Genomic DNA, 13,124 nt, shown 5'->3' with positions numbered 1-13,124 from the left:
TGCGCCTTCAGAAATACCAGAAGCCAGTAACTAGGCCGCGGCGAGCGCCGGGTGCAAGGTGTAATCCGCGCCCGTTAGTCGCCAGAACGTTTCGGGGGCCTTGTGGCAAACTGGGCCTCCTTACTCGCCGCTGCTCGCTATCTTCCCAGCCGAATGTTCTTTCGCCGCTCCCCGTCGCCCACCGCTGCTGCCCCGCTCTCCGACCAGGAGCTGCTGGCTCGCTACCGCCTGCGCGGCGACGTGGCCGACCTCGGCCTGCTCTACGACCGGTATCTGCCCGAGGCCTTTGCTGTGTGCCGCCGCTACCTTGCTCCGCCCGACGAAGACGCCCAGGATGCCGTGATGCAGCTATTTGAGCACTTGGTTCGCGTGCTGCGCACCCATGCCCCCGACAACTTCCCAGCCTGGCTGCACACGACGGCCCGCAACCATTGCCTGATGCAGCTGCGGGCCCGCAAGCGCGCCGGCCCCAGCGCCGGGCCGCTCATCCTCAGCTTTCCTGATGCCGCTGATGTGGAAAGTGCCGGCGCCCGGCATCTGCTGAACGAAGAGGCCACTGCCGAGGATGCCGAAGACACCGAGGCCCGCCTGCAAAGCATGGAAGCGGCGCTGGCTCAGCTTCCCCCGGCCCAGCGCCGCTGCCTCGAATTATTTTACCTTGAAAAGAAGTGCTACCGCGACATCGCCACCGAAACCGGCTTGGAACTGAACCTGGTGCGAAGCCACTTACAAAACGGCAAGCGCATGCTGCGCCGCCAGTTGGAGCCGCCTGGTCCTGCCCCGGCTGCCATCTCCAAGTCTTCGCCTCCCGCTTCGAATAACCCACTCCATGTCGCCCGCTGACTCGCCTTTTGCCCAGCTGCCCGCCCCCGGCCCGCACCCGGCCACGGCAGAGTTGCGCGCGTACGCGGCCGGCACCCTCACGCCCGCCGATGAGCACCGCATCGAAGCCCACACCCTCGACTGTGCGCGCTGCGCCGATTTGGTAGAAGGCTTTTCGATGACCGACGCGGCGACGACCAATCAGGCCATCACCGAGCTGCGCACCCGCCTGCAAGCCCGGGTAGGAACGGCGGAGCCGGAGCCGACTGCCAGCCCCTGGGCGTGGCCCCGTATCGCGGCTGCGGCGGCCCTGCTGGGCGTAGTAGCCGGCGGCATCTGGGGCTGGGAGCAGTATACGGTGCCGCCCGCTGCCCCAACTGTTGCGACGGCCACACGCCCCCCAAGCCCCCCACCAGCCGCGTCAGCACCGCCGACGTCCCGCCCGGAACCAGTGGCCACGCCACCCAGCCCGCCAGTTGCCGCCGCACCCACCACGGCGGATGCCGGCTCCTATGCAATGGTGCCGCCAGCCCCACCACGTAGTCACGCCGCCGGAGGTTCGCCCAGCCGCCGGCCCATCGTCGTCCCCGACCGCGAGGTGGTAACGATGGAGTCAGCTGCCGCTGCTAATGAAGTAGAATTACCCTCTATGGCTACCGAGTCGAAGAGTGCGGAAGCTATGGGTGAGCCGGCCGCAAGCCCCGCCAGCGCGAGCATCGCCCAGGCGGAACCGCCCTCACAAGACGCGGCCGGGAGAGCCAAAAAGGACGCCGTTGCCGATACCGCTGCGTCAAGTCGGGCCGGCTTGGTGGCCGGCCGATTCGCGGCAAACACGAAAGCCAAGTCGGCCGCCAACGCCGACCACCTTGCTTTCGTACTCGGCGCCCGCGTGGCCAATACGCCCATGCCGGCCGCGCCCTCTATTGCCCCCGCGCCGGTGGGCGGCTCGGTTGCCTTGCGCGAGTATGTGCGCCGCGAAGCCACCGAGTTTGAACCCGAAATCAATAACCTCCGCCTGAGCGGCAACGTGCGCGTCAAGTTTGTGGTGGGGGCCGATGGCAAGTTGAGCGACCTGAAAGTGAGCCGGGGCCTGCGCGCCGACTACGACGCCGAGGCCCTGCGCATTGTGTGCGATGGCCCGGCCTGGCAGCCCGGTATTGCGGGCGGCAAGCGCGCTCCGCTGCCGATGGAGATAACGGTGCCGTTTTAGAACGGTTTGGCAAGCCGACTGCCGCAGTACCGGACTTGGTTCGCGCTACAGTGCGGCACCTGGTTTGAAGGAATTATCAGCCACAGCCTTCAGGAATTTTATCAACCCTGTGAAGTAGGTTTCTTGGTCGTCATAAAAGCTCATGTGGCTGCCTTGAGGGCAAATCAGGACGCTGCCGTTCTTCACCTTGGTCGCCACCATGCGCATGTGCCCGGGGTCCATGGTGTCGTATTTGCCCCCGATGAATAGGACGGGAACGGTGAGCTTGAGCAGGTCTGGGGTGCGGTCCCAGTTCTTGAGTTTGCCACTAATACCGAACTCACTAGGCCCCTGCATGGTGACGTAGAGCGACTGGCTCATTTTGGCGAACGAGCGATTCACGGGCTCGGGCCACTTGTCGAAGGGCAGACGGAGGACGTGCTCGGTATAAAAGTTGGATGAGCAGTCCCATGTAGCGCGGGTTTTTGAAGTCTTTTTTGGCCTCGATTCGGCGTAGTTCGGCCAGCACTTCGGGTTTCATTTGTTTGGCCAGCACGTTCCGGGCATAGCGACTGTAGGCGGGGCAGCTCATCATCATGTTGGAAATGATAAGGCCTTTGAGGTTTCGCTGATACTTAAAGGCGTATTCGGCAGCCAGGATGCCGCCCCAGGAATGGCCCATGAGCAGCACGGCAGCCAAGCGTGGCAATCGCAGTCATTGGAAGAAAAAGGTGACTTGAAACTCCTGGATAAATTATTGCGCCGGGCCGGGACCAGCCACCGCCGTCGCCCGATTTATTTGCCCGGAAAAGCGCTCAATAGCCGCGGCCGTACGCTTAATCTGCTCTTCGGCCTCGGCCCATTTCCGCTCTTCCACCGCTTCGCGGATGCCGGGCAGGGTTTTCACGCCGTAGCCGGTGTAGAAGCCGGGCGCGTACAGCTGATGCCGGTACCAGGGGCGACGGGGGAGGCCCTCAGTACTCAGCAGCTGCTGCTCGGCCCGGTAGAGCAACTGGTCCAGTTCCTTTTTACGGTCGGCGGTGAGGGCAGGGTTGGCTTTGCGGGCCTGGGCGTAGGCCTGGGCACTTTGCTCTAGCTTGAGCAGGGCATTGTCGAGCGGCGCGAAATTCAGGTAGGGCACGGCGGCCGGGGCTCTGGGCGGGAGCAGGGTTTCGGTAGGGTCGGCCACAGCCTCGTAGCGCTTCTCGACCAGGAGCCTAGCTTGCTTCTCGGTTTCGGCGCGCATGGTTTCGGTCAGCTGCTTCACTTCGGTGCCGTACTTGGCCACGGTGTTGGAGAAGTTCTGAAACTCGAAGGGCAGCACGTCGGCATTGACTAGCCGCAGCGCGCAGCGGCCCATGGTTTGGGCCAGCGCCACGCCGTAGGCAAAATTGGGGTCCTTGAAGCGGGTGTAGTGGTCGAAGGAGTCATAGATGGAATGATACTCGCCACCGTCGCCCTCACCGCCGAAGGCCACGTTCATCGACGGAATGCCCAAGTGCTGGATGTAGGGCGAATAGTCGGAGCCGGCGCCCAGGGCGGCAATGCGCAAGTCGGCGCGGTCGCGGGCATCTTTCTGCGCATCGGCGTTGCCATTCACCAGGTCAAGGGCCCGGCGCCGGTCGTTGAGGGAAATGTTCTTCTCCGGGTCGGTCACGTCGCGCCCCACTTGGTTGAAGAACTTTTCCAGCGTGTGCGAGCCCGCCGCGTAAAGGAAGCCCCGCTCGCTGTTGTCGGTGTTCAGGTAGGCTACCACGTTTTTCTGGAGCTGTGCAGCATTGGTTTCGGCCCATTCCGTCGAGCCCAGCAGGCCGGGCTCCTCGCCGTCCCAGGCGCAAAACATGAGCGTGCGCTTGGGTCGCCAGCCGGTTTTATACAGCTCGCTCGCGGCGCGGGCCTCTTCCAGCAGGGCCACCAAGCCGCTGAGCGGGTCGTTGGCGCCGTTTACCCAGGCGTCGTGGTGGTTGCCGCGCAGCACCCACTCGTCCGGGTACTGGCTGCCCTTGAGCGTAGCGATGACGTTGTAGACCGGCTCGGTTTTCCAGTTGAAGGCCAGCTGCAAGTGCACTTTGGCCGGCCCCGGCCCCAGGTGGTAGGGGATGGGCAGGCCACCGCGCCAGGCCTCGGGCGCCATGGGCCCGGCCAGGGCGGTGAGCAGGGGCAGGGCATCGCCATAGGAAATGGGCAGCACGGGAATTTGCGTCAGCGTCGGCGCCTTTTTGTAGTCGAGGCGCTTGGCGTTTTTCGTGGAGCCGTAGCCGGGCGTGAGCGGGTCGCCGGGGTAGGTCGGCATGTCGAGTACAGAGCCGCGCTGGGCGCCGGTTTCGGGCTTGAAGGCGCCTTTGGGGTACACGTCGCCCTGCCCGTAGCCGTCGTCCTTGGGGTCGGAGTAGATCAGGCAGCCCAGCGCGCCTTTTTCGGCCGCCACTTTGGGCTTGATGCCACGCCAAGAGCCGCCGTATTTGGCAATGACAATTTTGCCCTTCACGTCGATTCCCCGACGCTCCAGCTCCTCGTAGTCTTTGGGCACGCCGTAGTTCACAAAGACCAGCTCGGCCGTCACGTCGCCGTCTTTCGAGAAGCAGTTGTAGGTCGGCAACTGCTCGCTGGTTTGGCCCGAGGTCGCGTCTTCGGCCACTGGTTTTTCGGTCAGGCCCGCCGTGTAGGGGGTGGGTGCTACCATTTCCAATACCCGCAGTTTGGGCGTCGGAAACAGCACGTACGAGACATCAATGCGCGTATCGTAGCCCCAGGACTTAAACAGGCTGGCCATGAACTCTGCGTTGTCCTTGTCGTAGGGCGAGCCCACGTGGTGTGGGTGGGCGGCCAGCCGCTTCATCCACTGGCGCAGGTTGTCGGCTTTGAGCTGGGCATCGAACTGCGCTTCGAGCTGGTATTCAGTAGCAGCCGCGCCAGCGTCGAAGCCAAGCAGCGGTTTGACTTCCGCGGGGGTATTTTGGGCGACGGCCGCATAGCCAGTCAGGAGTGCGGCCGCCAGCAGGAGGCCAGAGTATTTGAGCATCATAATTTCTTGCAGCATGAGGTGGCGGAAGCATAGCTCCTCCCGCCCGTTGAGTCCGCACAAGGTAGCGCCCATCAGCTACTTCCGGACATAAATTTTCATTCAATCTTGTGGTGGTTCTTCCAGCAAGCCGCAACCGCAGAAGCGCCGCGCCGCTCGTGGGTGGAGCAGCGCGGCGCCGGGCCATAAACCAGAAGAACGGGAAGCCGCTAGCCGCTGTAGCCGCCTCCGCTTTCGGGCTCGGTGGCGCTGCCGCCGGGCTCCACTTCGCGCGGCAGGTCGGGCTCGGTGTGCAGGTTGAGGTGGCTGTAGTCGGGGGCGCCGTTGCCGCCCGAAACGGGAGCTTCGTCGAAAGTGCGCTCGATGTCCGTCATATCAAACTCCTCCACCGGCGTGTCGAAGCTGACCTTGGCCGTGATGCGATACTCCACAATGCGGTTGTCGCGCACCTTGCAGCTCTGGTCCTTGATGTAGATGGAGGAAATATTGGGCACTGAAGAACTCAGCCTCTCCACGGCGCGCTGCAGGGCATCTTCGAAGCTTTTTTCCGACGAGGCCAGGATTTCAATAACTTGTTTGATAGACGACATTTGACGGGGTTGATTATGGAGATACAGCAGCTTGTACTGGGCGGCGGTTGCCGTGGTTATGTACGCGGGAAGTCATTCGGTGGCTAATTCGGTTACGATAAAAGCCGCCGTTCGGCGGTGCCTTACTTTTGCGCACCGTTCCGGCCTCAACCCGCCCATCGACCCATCCACCAATCAGTACATTAATTAAATGGATTTCCGCACCGAAAAGGACACCATGGGCACCGTGCAGGTGCCTGCTACCGCGTACTGGGGCGCTCAAACACAGCGTTCCATCGAGAACTTCCCCATTGCCCAGGACATCAACAAGATGCCCAAGGAAATCATCGCGGCCTTCGCCTACCTGAAAAAAGCCGCCGCCCTCACCAACCGCGACGCCGGCGTGCTGCCGGCCGAAAAAGCCGAGCTGATTGGCCAGGTGTGCGACGAAATCCTGGCTGGCAAGCTCGCCGACTCCTTCCCACTGGTAGTGTGGCAAACCGGCTCGGGCACCCAGAGCAACATGAATGTGAATGAGGTGATTGCCTACCGCGGCCACGTGCTGCAAGGCGGCCAGCTCAGCGACGAGAAAAAGGCCCTGGCTCCCAACGACGACGTGAATAAGAGCCAGAGCAGCAACGACACCTTTCCGACGGCCATGCACATCGCGGCCTACAAAATCCTGGTAGAAACTACCATTCCCGGCATCGAGCGGCTGCGCGACACCCTGAAAAAGAAGTCGGAAGAATTTAAGAACATCGTGAAAATCGGCCGTACCCACTTCATGGATGCCACGCCGCTCACGCTGGGCCAGGAGTTTTCGGGCTATGTGTCGCAGCTCGACCACGGCCTGCGCGCCATCAACAATACGCTGGCCCACCTGAGCGAGCTGGCCCTCGGCGGCACAGCCGTGGGCACGGGCATCAACACGCCGCCCAACTACTCGGAAAACGTGGCCCGGTACATTGCCGAGCTTACCGGCCTGCCCTTCATCACGGCCGAAAACAAGTTTGAAGCCCTCGCCGCCCACGACGCCATCGTGGAAGCCCACGGCGCCCTGAAAACGGTAGCCGTGAGCCTGATGAAAATCGCCAACGACATCCGCATGCTCAGCTCGGGCCCACGCGCCGGTATCGGCGAAATCCACATTCCCGACAATGAGCCCGGCTCCAGCATCATGCCCGGCAAGGTGAACCCCACCCAGGCCGAAGCCATGACCATGGTGGCGGCCCAGGTAATGGGCAACGACGTGGCCATCACCGTGGGCGGCTCGCTGGGTCACTTCGAGCTAAACGTGTTCAAGCCGGTCATGATTTACAACTTCCTGCACTCGGCCCGTCTCATCGGCGACGTCTGCCAGTCGTTCACCGACAAGTGCGCCGTCGGCATCGAACCCCTCAAAGCCAACATCCAGAAGCACGTCGACAGCAGCCTGATGCTGGTCACGGCTCTCAATCCGCATATCGGTTACTACAAAGCCGCCGAAATTGCCCAAACCGCTCACAAAAACGGCTCCACGCTCAAAGAAACAGCCCTCCAACTCGGCTACCTAACCGAAGCTGAGTTTGACGAGTGGCTGAAGCCGGAAGAGATGGTAGGTGACATTAAGTAAACTTGTTTGCCTGACAATCAAAAGTTTTAGGATAAAATCCTTTTCACAAACTAGTCATTTCTAGGTACCTATCAAGCCCCGGCTCACTGTCGGGGCTTTTTTTATTCGGTTCCAATTTTCAAACATTCTGTTTATAAGTTTGAAAATTTTATTTACCTTTGTCCCATCAATCCCGAATGATGGCTAAACGTATCGACCGGCGCACTGCTATTCTCACGGCTTCGGCCGCGTGCTTTGCCCGTTATGGCTACGCCAAAACCACCTTGGACGACATTGGCCGTGCGGCCCAGCTCAATAAAGCCTCGCTGTATTACTACTTCACTGGCAAGGACGAGCTGTTTATCGCCGTGGTGCTGCACGAGAGCAACACCTTCATGGTGTCGCTGGTCGAGCGGGTACGCCACCTGGCTACCCCGGCCGAACAAGTGCGCTACTACATCATCGAGCGCCTCCACTATTACCGCCTGGTGCTCCACCAGCACCAGATTCCCTTGGCAGTACTCCAGGCCTTGGAGCCACGCTTCGACCAGCTTTACGCTGACGTGCTGGAGCGGGAGGTGGCCTTCCTGGCCGAGCTACTCACGCCGCTATTCCCGGCGGCCCCCGCTAGCACGCTGCCCGAGCCCCGGCAGCTGGCCCGGCTACTCCTCAGCACCGCCGATGCCCTCAAACACGAAGCCGTGCGGCAGCGCACTGTCCGGCAGACGCTTGCCCTGCCGAATTTCAGCGCCACTGAGGCCGATACGCTGCTCCTGACCAACCTGATTCTGGCCAGCATCGCAGCACCCCACCTGCACCATTTACCAACTTATTCACCTCCCCGATGAAAACTGTTCTCATTACCGGTGCCAGTTCTGGCATTGGCAAGGCCGCGGCCCGCCTATTTGCCCAGCGGGGCTGGCAGGTGGCCGCCACCATGCGTAACCTCGCCAAGGAAACGGAGCTGAAACAGCTGCCGAACGTGCGGCTATACGCGCTGGACGTCACCAACCCTACTTCCATCAGCCAGGCCGTGGCTGACGTGCTGCGCGATTTCGGCGGGCTGGATGCGCTGGTCAACAATGCCGGCTACGGCGTCGATGGCGTGTTTGAAGCCATGAGTGACGAGGTCATTGAGCGCCAGTTCAACACCAACGTGCTGGGGCTGATGCGCTGCACTCGGGCCGTGATACCGCTCTTCCGCCAGCAGGGCCGCGGCACCATCATTCAGATTGCCTCAATGGGTGGGCGCATCACGTTTCCGCTCTACAGCATCTACCACGCCACGAAATGGGCCGTGGAAGGCTTCTCCGAAAGCCTGCAGTACGAGCTGGAGCCGCACGGCATCCGGGTGAAGATTGTGGAGCCGGGCGCCATTAAAACTGACTTCTACGACCGGTCCCGCGAGTTCATCATGCGCGACGACCTGCGCCCGGCCTACGGCGCCTTCGTCCAGAAAGTCGAAAAAGTGAGCCAGGATGCCGGAGCCAAAGCCGTGGGTCCCGAAGTCGTGGCCGATACCATTCTCCGGGCTGCCACCGACGACTCGACCAAACTGCGCTACCCCGTGGCCTACCCGGCCACCATGCTGCTGCCCCTGCGCCGCCTCACCTCCGACGGCGTATTTCGCAAAGTGGTAAAGTCCAGCTATGGATTGTAGATCAATGCATTAAACCAATCACTCACAGCGCTTTCCAAGCCCCTTTTTTCACATACACTCTAACTCCACACCTCCTTTTAAAAGTGAAAACGCAAGTAACCAAACCCCTTTTATTGCTGGCAATCCTTCTTTTTGCTTCGGCGCAAGCTTTCGCGCAGTCGGCTGATGCTATTGTTGGCAAATGGCTTTCAGAAAAGAAGGACGCGAAAATTGACATTTACAAAGCCGACAACGGTAAGTATTACGGCAAGCTTTTTTGGGGCGCCCGCATGTACGAGGCCAACGGACAAACCAGCCGGCTGGCTAAAAATGGCAAGCCGTTCAAAGACATGGTCATTCTTAAGGACTTTACCTTTGCAGATGGCGTGTGGGAAGATGGTACCATTTATGACCCGGAGGAAGGCAAAACCTATTCGTGCCGCATGAAGCTAGACGGGAATCGCCTCAACATTCGGGGCTACGTGGGCGTGTCGCTGTTTGGCCGGGAAACCGTTTGGCAAAAGATTTAACGGTGTGCTTGCCCCAGCGCCGGCTTGGGCGGCCGGCGCCAGCAACGTCGAAAAAGAACAGCATTACGCATGTCTACTACAGCAACCATCCTGGCCGACGGGATATACCGGACCGTCGTTGACCGAATCGGGCGCATCGACGAGCGCAGCCAGCGCGTATGGGGCCGCATGAGCGCTGACCAGATGCTCTGCCACTGCACCGACCAGATTCGCCTGGCGCTGGCGCAAAAGCCAGCTACGGAAACCGCTTCCTGGTTCAACCGGAACATTGCCATTCATATTGCGCTGGCCCTGCCGCGCATTCCCCTGCGCAACCTGGCCACCCCTACCGACATGCGCCAGGGCAATCGGGGCCTGGGCACGAAGCCCGTGAACCTGGCGCACGATAAACGCCTGCTGCTGGCCGCGCTGGCCGACTTCCGGCAGCACCCCGCCGACCAGCCCCTGAGCCCGCACCCCGGTTACGGCCCCCTGAACCGCACCCAGTACGGCCGCTTCATCTACCTGCACCTCGACCACCACTTGCGGCAATTTGGAGCGTAAAAGGTGCCCACCGAAAACCGGTGGGCACCTTTTCTTTTTTACCAGCATCTTTGCGGGCTAACTACTGATTTGTTCCGCATGGATTTCTCCACGCCCGTCGTTCTCGAAAACAGCCGCGTCCGCCTGCGCCCGCTGGATGTCACTGACTTTGAAGCCCTCAAGGCCGTCGCCTTCGAGCCCGCGCTGTGGCAATTCACCCTCACCCGCGCCGACGATGCGGTGAGCCTTGCCGCCTACCTCCGCCAGGCTCTCGAAGCCCGCGGGCAAGGCCTGCGCTACCCGTTTGCCATCATCGACCGGCCAACCGGCCAGGTGGCCGGCAGCACCAGCTACTACCAAGTGAACGAGGCCGAGCAGCGCCTCAGCATCGGTTATACCTGGGTGGGGAGTGCGTTTCAGCGCACCGGCCTCAACCGGGCAGCTAAGCACTTGCTGCTCAGCCACGCATTCGGTCAGCTGGGCTGCGAGCGGGTAGAACTGGAGACGGACGCACGCAACCACAAGTCGCGCACGGCCATGGCTCGCATGGGAGCCACCGAGGAAGGCACCTTGCGCAGCCACCGCCTCACCCAGGGCGGCATCCGCCGCGACACGGTCATTTTCAGCATTATCAAGCCCGAATGGTCGGAGCTGCGCCAGTCGGTTTTTCAGGATTACGAAGTCCGTGGCTGAGCCCGTGCCACCAGCTCCCGAAGAGCTGCAGCCGGCCAGCGGGCTGTGGCAGCGGCGCGTGGCCAGCTTCGGCCACGCCGTGCGCGGGGTCTGGGCAGCATTGCGCTCGGAAGTGCATCTGCGCTTCCACGCGGCGGCCACGGTTGTGGTTATCGGGCTGGGGTTTTACTACCGCATCACCCGCCTGGAATGGGCGCTGGTGGCCCTGGCCGTGGCAGGAGTATGGACGGCCGAGCTGGTGAACACCGCCATTGAGGCGCTCACGGACCTGGCCTCACCGACCTATCATCCGCTGGCGGGCAAGGCCAAGGATGTGGCTGCTGGCGCCGTGCTGCTGGCGGCCCTGGGCGCGCTGGTAGTGGGCGCGCTGGTTTTTGGGCCGCACTTCATTTCATCTACCAATTGACATCTATCATTCAATAGGAAACTGATAACCAGACTGCTAATCACAGAGCAACTAGCCACTGAACAGAACGGCTACAAGAAACTCGGCTACCAAGGAAATCAATGAAAGAGAGGCGAAAACCAACTCAGCGACTAAGCCCGGCGTAAGCAAAGCCGAAGCATGGCGCCGCCTGCTTGTTAACTGCTAACTATTAATTGTTAAATGACCAAGCTGATTCTCGCCGCTTTTGTATTGCTCAGCACGGCCTGCGCCCACCAGCAGGTCAGCGTGACCACTCCCACCACGCCGCCCGAAAACGGACAGGTGAGCGGGGCCGCCACGCCGGCCCCCACCAGCGCCAACACCGTGGACCCCGTGCCCGCCCGCGTAGCCGACTCTGACACCACGGCCCGCCCGCCGTGGCTGAAAGCCCGCATTGCGGCCATCCTGGCCGAGCGCAAGGGCAACCCCATTGCCCGTATCTACCGCTATGACTACGGTGGGCAGACGGTTTATTTTGAAACGTTGCCGTGCTGTGACCAATTTTCCAATCTGTTCGATACCAAAGGGCGGCTGCTTTGCCATCCCGATGGCGGCCTTACCGGCAAGGGCGACGGCCGCTGCCCGGACTTCGACAAAAACAAAACCAATGAGAAACTGGTCTGGCAAGACCCAAGATAAGACTTATAAGTTATGAATGATGAAGTGCCCCGTTGGCAAGTCGTGGTCGGAACTCGTTACTCATACCTCACAATACACCACTGATAATTAACAAGATGATTGACACCATTGCCAAGCTCGGCGCTTTCAACGTCTGGGCCAATGAAACCCTGCTGCGCCGTCTCGATTCGTCGGTGGCGGCCGGCAAAGAAGCTCCTCAACCAGCCCTGCGCATTTTCAGCCACGTTATCAACGCCCAGGCCATCTGGATTGCCCGCCTCAGCGGCACCCAAAGCCCCCTGAAGGTGTGGCAGGAGCATGACCTGGCCGGCCTGCACCACTGGCACGAGCAAACCTCCCAGCGCCTGGCCGACCTCTGCGCCCGGGCGCAGCACGACGAGGCGGAGCTAACCCGCCGCATCCAGTACACCAACTCGCAGGGCGACGCCTTCGACTCGCAGGTGAGCGACATCCTGACCCACGCCGTGATGCACGCCAGCTACCACCGTGGCCAAGTAGCTATCAAAATGCGCGAAGGCGGCCTGGAGCCCGTCAACTCCGACTTCATCACCTACTGCCGCGAGCAAAGCGGGCAGGTGCAGCCACAGCTGTAAGGTTGGCCAGCACACCGTAGAGACGCGCCTCCTCGCGTCTCTTGTTCGGCGCATTCAACGCTTATCGTTCAATGCCGAGACGCGGGGGGGCGCGTCTCTACACCTGCAGGCAGCCCGGCGAGTAGCTTTGGGCTGCCTGTTCTGGTTTTAGGCATTGCCGTATAGCCAGGAGAAATGTAGTACGCTTATGAAAATTCTACTGGTCGAAGATGAGCCGCCGCTCGCCTCATTCATAAAAAAAGGATTTGAGCACGAAGGCTACGACGTGACCGTGGCCTACGACGGCCGCACGGGCTGGTCGCTCTACGAGCAACAACCCCACGACCTCGTTATTCTGGACATCAACCTGCCTTACATCAACGGCGTGGAACTGTGCCAACGCATTCGGACCAATAGCCGGCTCGTGCCCATCTTATTGCTCACCGCCCTCGATAGCCTCGACGACAAAGAGGCTGGCTTCGCCGCCGGAGCCGACGATTACCTGGTAAAACCCTTCGAATTCCGCGAGTTGCTGATGCGGACCCGCGCCCTTACCCACCGCTACGCCGCTGCCACCGGCCAGCGCCGGGAGCTGCGCATGGCCGACCTCGTACTCGACCTCGACGCTAAAACCGTGACCCGCGCCGGCCGGCGCATCGACCTAACCACCCGCGAATACTCATTGCTGGAGCACCTGTTGCGCAACCAAGGCCGGGTAGTGTCCCGCGTGGATATTGCCGAGCGGGTTTGGGACCTGGATTTCGACACCACGACGAATGTGATTGACGTGTACGTGAGCTACTTGCGCAAGAAGCTGGACCGGGATTTTTCGCCTAAACTCATTCATACAGTCGTGGGCATGGGGTATGTGATGCGGGAAGGGTAATATTTGGTGCTTGGTTAGCCCGT

General features: G+C 61.2%; 16 protein-coding genes. 12 read left to right on the top strand and 4 right to left on the bottom strand.

Features of this window, described 5'->3' with window-relative positions; genetic code table 11:
* Positions 1 to 153 precede the first annotated feature (153 nt).
* Together WX88_RS11070 and WX88_RS27510 are read left to right on the top strand one after the other, a co-directional pair.
* Entirely contained in the window at positions 154 to 843 is a 690-nt protein-coding gene (locus WX88_RS11070; RefSeq protein ID WP_052732582.1) for an RNA polymerase sigma factor, read from the top strand.
* Positions 830 to 2,032: an energy transducer TonB gene (locus WX88_RS27510; RefSeq protein WP_052732581.1), complete on the top strand. Its 1,203-nt coding sequence runs from the start codon at positions 830 to 832 to the stop codon at positions 2,030 to 2,032. Before WX88_RS11070 ends, WX88_RS27510 begins: the two co-directional genes overlap by 14 nt.
* Before the next feature lie 45 nt (positions 2,033 to 2,077).
* Here WX88_RS27510 and WX88_RS31985 read toward each other — a convergent pair whose 3' ends face one another.
* The 4 genes from WX88_RS31985 to WX88_RS28735 form a co-directional block, all read right to left on the bottom strand.
* Positions 2,078 to 2,413 (bottom strand): alpha/beta hydrolase family protein, encoded by a 336-nt coding sequence (locus WX88_RS31985; RefSeq protein ID WP_316932324.1) that lies wholly within the window; start codon positions 2,411 to 2,413, stop codon positions 2,078 to 2,080.
* Positions 2,355 to 2,693 carry a serine aminopeptidase domain-containing protein gene (locus WX88_RS31980; protein WP_316932323.1) on the bottom strand — a complete coding sequence of 113 codons (339 nt, stop codon included), beginning with the start codon at positions 2,691 to 2,693 and terminating at the stop codon, positions 2,355 to 2,357. The genes WX88_RS31985 and WX88_RS31980 overlap by 59 nt, the downstream gene beginning before the upstream one ends.
* A gap of 72 nt (positions 2,694 to 2,765) precedes the next feature.
* Entirely contained in the window at positions 2,766 to 5,051 is a 2,286-nt protein-coding gene (locus WX88_RS11055) for a M28 family metallopeptidase (RefSeq protein WP_231590675.1), read from the bottom strand.
* Between the two features lie 191 nt (positions 5,052 to 5,242).
* Complete coding sequence (locus tag WX88_RS28735) at positions 5,243 to 5,623, bottom strand: dodecin family protein (protein WP_072052989.1); 381 nt, start codon at positions 5,621 to 5,623, stop codon at positions 5,243 to 5,245.
* A 190-nt stretch (positions 5,624 to 5,813) separates the two neighbouring features.
* Between WX88_RS28735 and fumC the strand changes: the two genes are divergently transcribed.
* From fumC to WX88_RS11000, 10 genes are all read left to right on the top strand, one after another.
* The gene (fumC, locus tag WX88_RS11045; RefSeq protein ID WP_046244420.1) at positions 5,814 to 7,214 is read left to right on the top strand and encodes a class II fumarate hydratase; all 1,401 of its coding nucleotides are present in this window, start codon (positions 5,814 to 5,816) and stop codon (positions 7,212 to 7,214) included.
* 176 nt (positions 7,215 to 7,390) lie between these two features.
* Positions 7,391 to 8,041: a TetR/AcrR family transcriptional regulator gene (locus WX88_RS11040; protein ID WP_046244419.1), complete on the top strand. Its 651-nt coding sequence runs from the start codon at positions 7,391 to 7,393 to the stop codon at positions 8,039 to 8,041.
* Positions 8,038 to 8,853 carry an SDR family oxidoreductase gene (locus WX88_RS11035; protein WP_046244418.1) on the top strand — a complete coding sequence of 272 codons (816 nt, stop codon included), beginning with the start codon at positions 8,038 to 8,040 and terminating at the stop codon, positions 8,851 to 8,853. The genes WX88_RS11040 and WX88_RS11035 overlap by 4 nt, the downstream gene beginning before the upstream one ends.
* A 113-nt stretch (positions 8,854 to 8,966) precedes the next feature.
* Positions 8,967 to 9,362, top strand: a complete 396-nt coding sequence (locus WX88_RS11030) for a DUF2147 domain-containing protein (protein WP_052732589.1) — start codon at positions 8,967 to 8,969, stop codon at positions 9,360 to 9,362.
* 69 nt (positions 9,363 to 9,431) lie between these two features.
* Positions 9,432 to 9,905: a DUF1569 domain-containing protein gene (locus tag WX88_RS11025; RefSeq protein ID WP_046244416.1), complete on the top strand. Its 474-nt coding sequence runs from the start codon at positions 9,432 to 9,434 to the stop codon at positions 9,903 to 9,905.
* Positions 9,906 to 9,983: 78 nt separating this feature from the next.
* A complete protein-coding gene (locus WX88_RS11020; protein ID WP_046244415.1) occupies positions 9,984 to 10,577 on the top strand; it encodes a GNAT family N-acetyltransferase in 594 nt (197 codons plus the stop codon).
* On the top strand, positions 10,570 to 10,983 hold the full coding sequence (locus tag WX88_RS11015; protein ID WP_231590674.1) for a diacylglycerol kinase family protein: 414 nt from the start codon (positions 10,570 to 10,572) through the stop codon (positions 10,981 to 10,983). Before WX88_RS11020 ends, WX88_RS11015 begins: the two co-directional genes overlap by 8 nt.
* A gap of 201 nt (positions 10,984 to 11,184) precedes the next feature.
* Positions 11,185 to 11,643 carry a DUF6970 domain-containing protein gene (locus WX88_RS29435; protein WP_052732578.1) on the top strand — a complete coding sequence of 153 codons (459 nt, stop codon included), beginning with the start codon at positions 11,185 to 11,187 and terminating at the stop codon, positions 11,641 to 11,643.
* 95 nt (positions 11,644 to 11,738) lie between these two features.
* The gene (locus WX88_RS11005) at positions 11,739 to 12,236 is read left to right on the top strand and encodes a DinB family protein (RefSeq protein ID WP_046244414.1); all 498 of its coding nucleotides are present in this window, start codon (positions 11,739 to 11,741) and stop codon (positions 12,234 to 12,236) included.
* A 187-nt stretch (positions 12,237 to 12,423) separates the two neighbouring features.
* Positions 12,424 to 13,101, top strand: a complete 678-nt coding sequence (locus tag WX88_RS11000; RefSeq protein ID WP_046244413.1) for a response regulator transcription factor — start codon at positions 12,424 to 12,426, stop codon at positions 13,099 to 13,101.
* Positions 13,102 to 13,124 lie beyond the last annotated feature (23 nt).

Source organism: Hymenobacter terrenus, from assembly GCF_000972495.1.
Classification (GTDB): Bacteria; Bacteroidota; Bacteroidia; order Cytophagales; family Hymenobacteraceae; genus Hymenobacter; species Hymenobacter terrenus.
This window is presented reverse-complemented; position numbering and strand designations above follow the sequence as displayed.

Coding starts and splice junctions, on each gene's coding strand:
- WX88_RS11025 (WP_046244416.1), top strand. CDS start 9,432: ATGTCTACTACAGCAACCATCCTGGCCGACGGGATATACCGGACCGTC.
- WX88_RS11000 (WP_046244413.1), top strand. CDS start 12,424: ATGAAAATTCTACTGGTCGAAGATGAGCCGCCGCTCGCCTCATTCATA.
- WX88_RS11020 (WP_046244415.1), top strand. CDS start 9,984: ATGGATTTCTCCACGCCCGTCGTTCTCGAAAACAGCCGCGTCCGCCTG.
- WX88_RS11035 (WP_046244418.1), top strand. CDS start 8,038: ATGAAAACTGTTCTCATTACCGGTGCCAGTTCTGGCATTGGCAAGGCC.
- WX88_RS29435 (WP_052732578.1), top strand. CDS start 11,185: ATGACCAAGCTGATTCTCGCCGCTTTTGTATTGCTCAGCACGGCCTGC.
- WX88_RS31980 (WP_316932323.1), bottom strand. CDS start 2,693: ATGGGCCATTCCTGGGGCGGCATCCTGGCTGCCGAATACGCCTTTAAG.
- WX88_RS28735 (WP_072052989.1), bottom strand. CDS start 5,623: ATGTCGTCTATCAAACAAGTTATTGAAATCCTGGCCTCGTCGGAAAAA.
- WX88_RS11040 (WP_046244419.1), top strand. CDS start 7,391: ATGATGGCTAAACGTATCGACCGGCGCACTGCTATTCTCACGGCTTCG.
- WX88_RS11005 (WP_046244414.1), top strand. CDS start 11,739: ATGATTGACACCATTGCCAAGCTCGGCGCTTTCAACGTCTGGGCCAAT.
- WX88_RS11055 (WP_231590675.1), bottom strand. CDS start 5,051: ATGCTGCAAGAAATTATGATGCTCAAATACTCTGGCCTCCTGCTGGCG.
- fumC (WP_046244420.1), top strand. CDS start 5,814: ATGGATTTCCGCACCGAAAAGGACACCATGGGCACCGTGCAGGTGCCT.
- WX88_RS11070 (WP_052732582.1), top strand. CDS start 154: ATGTTCTTTCGCCGCTCCCCGTCGCCCACCGCTGCTGCCCCGCTCTCC.
- WX88_RS27510 (WP_052732581.1), top strand. CDS start 830: ATGTCGCCCGCTGACTCGCCTTTTGCCCAGCTGCCCGCCCCCGGCCCG.